Origin of the sequence: Streptomyces niveiscabiei (assembly GCF_001419795.1) — a bacterium.
In the GTDB taxonomy this organism is placed as follows: domain Bacteria; phylum Actinomycetota; class Actinomycetes; order Streptomycetales; family Streptomycetaceae; genus Streptomyces; species Streptomyces niveiscabiei.
In genome coordinates this window covers 1-5313 of sequence record NZ_LIRL01000815.1, presented here as the reverse complement: position 1 = coordinate 5313, position 5313 = coordinate 1, and the positions used below count along the sequence as shown (strand labels likewise).

The window sequence follows — 5313 nt, the reverse complement described above, 5'->3', positions numbered from 1 at the left end:
CACCCACGTCGACCCACTCGACCAGCCCGGCGAGTTCACCGGCGAGCGTGTGCTCGTCGTAGCCGCGGATGAGGACCTCGGCGCGGCCGTCGGCCGTGGTGCCGCCCACCTGGAGCCGGTTGCCGAACGCCATCCGGAGGAGGTCGATCCCGTGGGGCACGCAGGTCGCCTGGATTGCGAGGGGCATGCGCCCGAGGTCGACCGCGTCGGCGATCTCGCGCCAGCTCGCGGCGAGGTCGAAGTCGTGGGGCCGGTGGACGGGATCGCCGGTCGGGTCGGCGGACGAGACGCGGTCGATGCGGAAGGTCCGCCGCCCGGCGTCGGTGTCGGAGACGAGGTACCACGAGGGGCCTTTGGCGACGATGCCCAGCGGGTGGACGGTCCGCTCGGTCTCGGCGCCTTTGCCGTCGACGTAGCCGAGCCGTACCTGTACGCCACGGATCACCGCGTCCTGGAGGGCGTCGAGGAAGCGGGGAGGCCGGTGCTCGACCCGGCTCGCCCCCCACCGCTGCGGGTCCGTGACGAGCGCCGCAGCCGCTGCCTCGGCCTGCCCCCGGAAGGGCTCCGGCAGGGCCTGGACGAGCTTGCGCAGAGCCGCTTTCACGGCCGGCGTCGCGGCGGAGGCCGGACCGGCGACCAGGAACAGGGCGCGGGCCTCGCTCGCGGTCAGCCCGGACAGATCGGTACGGGCGCCGCCCACGAGCCGCCAGCCGCCGCCCCGCCCCTGCACGGAGTACACGGGCACCCCGGCCATGGCCAGGGCGTCGAGGTCGCGGCGAGCGGTGCGCTCGGAGACCTCCAGTTCCCGGGCGACCTCCGCCGCCGTCACCTGCTCGCGGCGTTGCAGCAGGAGGAGGACGGCCACCAGCCGGTCGGTTCGCACGGGGGCGATATTTCCACGGAAACCGGTCATGGGGTGACCGGTTTCGGTCGCCAGGATGGTCGCATGACTTCAGCCGACTTTCCCGAGCCCACCCTCGTCCCGGTCAACGGCGTGGACCTCGAAGTGTTCGAGGCCGGCCGACAGCACGCGGGAAACCCCGTCGTCCTGTGCCACGGCTGGCCGGAGCACGCCTTCTCCTGGCGCCACCAGGTGCCCGCGCTGGTCGCGGCGGGCTACCACGTCATCGTCCCGAACCAGCGGGGGTACGGGAATTCGTCCCGTCCCGCCGACGTGGCGGCGTACGACATCGAGCACCTGACCGGCGATCTCGTCGGACTCCTCGATCACTACGGATACGACGACGCCACCTTCGTCGGCCACGACTGGGGTGCCATGGTCGTCTGGGGGCTGGCCCTGCTGCGTCCGGACCGTGTGAACAGAGTGATCAACCTGAGCCTGCCCTACCAGGAACGCGGCGAGAAGCCCTGGATCGCGTCCATGGAGGAGGCGTTCGGCGGTGACTTCTACTTCGTCCACTTCAACCGGCGACCAGGCATAGCGGACGCGGTGTTCGACGAGAACCCCGACCGGTTCCTCCGCAACCTGTACCGGAAGAACGAACCCCCCAGGGAACCCCGGCCGGGCATGGCGCTGATCGACCTCGCCAGAGCGGAGACACCGCTCGGCGAGCCCGTGATGAGCGACAGCGAACTGGCCGTCTACGTCTCCGCGTTCACGGCGTCAGGCTTCACCGGCGGTGTGAACTGGTACCGGAACCTCGACCGCGACTGGCACGTGCTGGAGGACGTGGACCCGGTCGTCCGGCAGCCCACGCTCATGATCTACGGCGACCGGGATGTGATCCAACGCCCGGAAAACCTGGCGGAGTTCGTGCCCCGGGTGGACGTGGTCGGCCTGGACTGCGGTCACTGGATCCAGCAGGAGAGGCCGGAGGAGACGAACCGGACGATCGTGGAATGGCTGGCACAACAGGACGCCATGTAGCTGGAAACGCCGCTCCTTGCGACGGCGTCCGGGGGATCGGCCTCGCCCTCTGGATCGGAACCGTCCGCTGCTGTACGGCCTGCTGCGGTCGTCCGGCCGCGGGTACCGTTCCGGCAGAGGCTCGACTCCACGGAATCGGACGGTTCGGCTATGGCGTATGAGTTGGAGGAGCAGGAGGCCATCGGCCTTCGTATCAAGCGGCGTCGGCTCGGTCTGGGCATGCCGCAGGCCGATCTCGCGGCGGCGGTGGGGAAGACGCAGGGATGGGTGTCCCGGGTCGAGAAGGGACGGATCGAGCTCGACCGGGCCGGACTCGTCAACTCCATCGCGGCGGCCCTGCACTGCCACCCCAATGATCTGATCTCCCGTCCCTACCTGGGGAGTTCGCCCGACGAGCAGTGGCAGCCGGCCGCCGCGTCGATCCTGCGGGAACTGCGCCGCTACGACCTCACCCCGGTGTTCGACGGCACTCCGCGTACGTCGGCGGAGCTGTGGTCCGACATGACCCGCCTGCACCGGCTCCGGGACGCCGCCGCGAACATCGCGGTCCTGCGGAGCCTGCCGGACTTCTTCCGGGAGGCGCATGCTCTGGCCGACAGGTCGCGGGGACACGAGCGGGAAGAGGCGTTCGGGATCTACGCGGTGTGCTGCAAGTTCGCGCACACCGCCGCGCACTCCCTCGGCCACCCGGAGCTGATCGCGGCGACGTGCGAGCGGGCGGCCTGGGCGTCCCGCCTGTCCGGTGACCCGGTACTGCCCGCCGTGGCCGACTGGATGCGCGTATGGGACATGTGGGCGACGGCCGACTGGTCCGACGCGATTGCCTTGGCGGACAAGGCGCTGCGGGGGATCGAGGCGGAGTACGAGGCGGGCAGCCCCCTCGCCGTCCGCGCCTGGGGGAGCCTCCAGCTGCGCGCGGCCGTCTCGGCGGCACGGGCGAGCAACCGCCCCGAGGCCGAGCACCGGATAGCGCTGGCGAGGCAGGCCGCCGACCGTACGGACCAGGAACCCGCTCCGGTGGCGGACCGGCACTCCCTGACGTTCTCGTCGGGGAACGTGACCGTCCACAGCATCAACGTGGCGCTGGAGATGAGCGACCAGACCCAGGCCCTGCGCCTGAACCGCGACGCCGACCCCGGCCGGCTCGAAGCGCTGCCGAACTCCCGGCGCGGCCATCACCGCATGGACCTCGCGCGGGCCCACCTGTGGGACGGCAACCGGCGCCAGGCGCTCACCGAACTCCGCGAGGCAGAGAGGATCGCCCCTCAGCTCGTACGCAACCACCCCATCGCCAGGGCTACCCTCCGGAAGATCGTCTACGCCGAACGAGCTTCCACGCGCCAGCAGTTGCGTGGCATGTCCAGCCGTTTTCACCTCGATGACCAGGACCTATTCGGCTGACGCATATTGAGGTCGCCCCCTGCTCGTACCTTTCCGAGCATGACGGCAGGAAGCACCCGCCCTGTCCCCGGCCCGCGCCGGAAACCCCGGCGCGGGGATCTCGCGTACGACACCGGAAGCGAGCGCATCGGTGTCGTGACGGCGTTGCCCGAGGACACCGGCACCGCCGCCTACCAGCTCGTCCCCGAGGACGGCGGCCACGGCTGGACCGCCCTCGGGAACAGGCTGGCACTCGTCGAGCCCGATCGGGAGGAGCACGCCATGACATTGACCGCGCCGGAGCCGACGGACACCGCCGTCGAACCACGAGACCCCAGGCAGTACGTCTCCCTGGAGGTCTGGGACCGTGAGATCCAACTCCTCATGCGGGACTACCCGTTCGACGAGGTGATGGCCACGCGGCTGTTCGGCGCCGCGATCTCCTATCTGATCACCGCGATCGAGAAGTGGGGTCAGGGGTTAGAGATGTGCTGCGGCCGGATCGTGGACATCGCCGTGCACGTGTTCATCCTCGACACCCGCAACTACCGGGAGTTCTGCGCCGCGCACTTCGACGGCCGCTTCCTGGAGCACATCCCGGAGATCGCCTTCAAGTACGACGGCTCCGTGGAGCGCACCGCCCGGATCATCGCGGACAACGGCTTCGCCGTGGACTGGAAGCTCTGGGAGGCGGACTACGCCAAGTGCGGACCGTGCCGTCCCGGAGAGGAATGCCACTGACAGGCAGGACCGGGTCAGGTCCACCCACACCCGGAGGCGCACACCGCGTCTCCGGGTTTCCTTTTGCCTGGCTATGAGCGGATAGCGGTATTCGCTCCCGCAGCGGAGGTCACGGGAGTAACTTGGCGCTCCACCAAGCCATATGACTCCCGGAGGCATCCCGTGTCCGGCTCAGCTCCCACCACCGCGCCCGAGTACTGGGACAAGTACCGTCCCGCTCTCCAAGAACCCCCTGCTGCGGCTCGCTTCGACTGGACCGGCTCGGACGACGGCGGTCCCGGCGCGGAACTCCTCAACTCCCCTGCCACAGCGCTGGACCTGGGTCCGGCGGAGGGGGAGAACGCCGCGTACCTCGCGAGCGACGGTACGGAAGTCGTCGCCGTGGACTTCTCCGCTGTCCAGGTCGGCCGGGCTCGCCGGTTCTGGTCCCACGTCACGGACCTGACGTTCGTCCACGCGGAGGCGTGCGCGTATCTCGCCGACGGGGAAAGGCAGTTCGACGCGATCTACTCGACGTGGGGTGCGGTGTGGTTCGTCGACCCCGACGAGTTGTTCCCTCTCGTACGGCAACGCCTGGCTCCCGCCGGTACGTTCGCGTTCTCCCACCGGGAGCCGGTCGCGGGGCAGTACGGCGCGCAGCGGATGGGAGGGAGGTGGCTGGAGGACAGGGAGAGCGAACTGACGGTGTGCCGTTGGCAGTACAGCGCGGAGCAGTGGACGGACATCCTGAAGCGACACGGGTTCACTGACGTGAGGGCACGGGTGTGGCCGAACAGGGAGAAGGGCGCTCTGGGAACGCTGATCGTCACCGCCCGGCCGTCCTGACCTCACCGCAGCAGCAGGACGCCGGGTGCGTGGGAGTCGAAGATGGTCACCAGCCAGTCGTACACGGTCTCGCCCCGCCCCTCGCGGGCGGCTGAGAGTTCCGCGCTGACCCGAGGGCGGTTCGTGGGGTGGCAGCGGGTGAGGCGGCGCTCCAACTGGCGGGCCGTTTCCGGGTGTCCGAGGTGTTCGCGGGATACGTCGTGGTGGTGCCACTCGATGAGGTAGTCGCCGTCGTCGGGGGTGCCGAAGCCGCCGCGCAGGCAGTCGACCAGGGCGTCGAGGTTGCCGCCGAAGTATCCGCCGGGTCCGTTGACGGCTTCGCCGAGGGTGCGCCAGAAGTCGTCGAGGGTGTGGATCTGGGTGCCGTCGAGGACGTAGGTGCGGGTCACTTGACGGAGTCGACGAAGGTGTTCCAGGAGGCGGCGGTGAAGAGGAGGGCGCCGAGGGAGGGGTCTTTGCTGTCGCGGACGGGGACGAGG

7 protein-coding genes are annotated in these 5313 nt (G+C 69.8%); 4 read left to right on the top strand and 3 right to left on the bottom strand.

What is annotated here, in order from left to right:
* Nucleotides 1–883: helix-turn-helix transcriptional regulator (locus AOK24_RS34400; protein WP_055723921.1), on the bottom strand; the 883-nt coding region annotated here is incomplete at its 3' end.
* A 63-nt stretch (nucleotides 884–946) separates the two neighbouring features.
* On the opposite strand from AOK24_RS34400, the gene AOK24_RS34395 reads away from it, so the two are divergent.
* The 4 genes from AOK24_RS34395 to AOK24_RS34380 all read left to right on the top strand — a co-directional run bounded on the left by AOK24_RS34395 (nucleotide 947) and on the right by AOK24_RS34380 (nucleotide 4834).
* Entirely contained in the window at nucleotides 947–1888 is a 942-nt protein-coding gene (locus AOK24_RS34395) for an alpha/beta fold hydrolase (RefSeq protein ID WP_055723920.1), read from the top strand.
* A 150-nt stretch (nucleotides 1889–2038) separates the two neighbouring features.
* Nucleotides 2039–3289: a helix-turn-helix domain-containing protein gene (locus tag AOK24_RS34390; RefSeq protein WP_055723919.1), complete on the top strand. Its 1251-nt coding sequence runs from the start codon at nucleotides 2039–2041 to the stop codon at nucleotides 3287–3289.
* A gap of 39 nt (nucleotides 3290–3328) precedes the next feature.
* Nucleotides 3329–4009 (top strand): glycine-rich domain-containing protein, encoded by a 681-nt coding sequence (locus tag AOK24_RS34385; protein WP_240554264.1) that lies wholly within the window; start codon nucleotides 3329–3331, stop codon nucleotides 4007–4009.
* Nucleotides 4010–4171: 162 nt separating this feature from the next.
* Entirely contained in the window at nucleotides 4172–4834 is a 663-nt protein-coding gene (locus AOK24_RS34380; protein ID WP_055723918.1) for a class I SAM-dependent methyltransferase, read from the top strand.
* Nucleotides 4835–4836: 2 nt separating this feature from the next.
* Here the strand turns inward: AOK24_RS34380 and AOK24_RS34375 are convergent, their stop codons facing one another.
* Both AOK24_RS34375 and AOK24_RS34370 read right to left on the bottom strand, forming a co-directional pair.
* Complete coding sequence (locus tag AOK24_RS34375; protein ID WP_055723917.1) at nucleotides 4837–5223, bottom strand: barstar family protein; 387 nt, start codon at nucleotides 5221–5223, stop codon at nucleotides 4837–4839.
* Nucleotides 5220–5313 (bottom strand): DUF397 domain-containing protein (locus AOK24_RS34370; protein ID WP_159052081.1); only part of this gene is annotated, 94 nt, incomplete at its 5' end. The genes AOK24_RS34375 and AOK24_RS34370, both read right to left, overlap by 4 nt.

What these genes read in the sequence shown, in the direction of transcription:
- AOK24_RS34395 (WP_055723920.1), top strand. Translation starts at nt 947, where the DNA reads ATGACTTCAGCCGACTTTCCCGAGCCCACCCTCGTCCCGGTCAACGGC.
- AOK24_RS34390 (WP_055723919.1), top strand. Translation starts at nt 2,039, where the DNA reads ATGGCGTATGAGTTGGAGGAGCAGGAGGCCATCGGCCTTCGTATCAAG.
- AOK24_RS34385 (WP_240554264.1), top strand. Translation starts at nt 3,329, where the DNA reads ATGACGGCAGGAAGCACCCGCCCTGTCCCCGGCCCGCGCCGGAAACCC.